The sequence below is a fragment of the Variovorax sp. FG153 genome (assembly GCF_057809595.1).
In genome coordinates, this window is record NZ_JBMDKG010000136.1 from 1 (window position 1) to 340 (window position 340).

Annotated in this window: 1 protein-coding gene; it reads right to left on the reverse strand. The window is 69.1% G+C overall.

The annotated features are described in order from the left end of the window. Positions 1 to 167, reverse strand: a 167-nt coding sequence (locus ACODT0_RS42460; RefSeq protein WP_489044059.1) for an ATP-binding cassette domain-containing protein, incomplete at its 3' end; no start/stop codon positions are given. Between the last annotated feature and the right edge of the window lie 173 nt (positions 168 to 340).

Genomic DNA, 340 nt, shown 5'->3' on the forward strand with positions numbered 1-340 from the left:
AGGCCCATGAGGGACATGACCGTGATGGACTTGCCGCAGCCCGACTCGCCCACGATGCCGAGGGTCTGGCCGCGCTCGAGCGAGAAGGAGACGCCGCGCACGGCCTGGGCGGGGCCGCGCTGGGTCTGCAGGCCGATGTGGAGGTTGTCGACTTCGAGGAGGGGCATGTCAGAAGGCGGGAGCGGGCAGCCGGACGCAGAGGACGCGAAGGATTCGCGAAGGACGCGAAAGAACAGCCTGAAAGGGGTGGGGTGCGCGCGTGCGCAAGCCCTGCCCCGTGGCGAGAAGGCGTGAGCGAAGGTGGCGCGGCGTTCGCCCGGCAACAGCCCACTTCATTTGG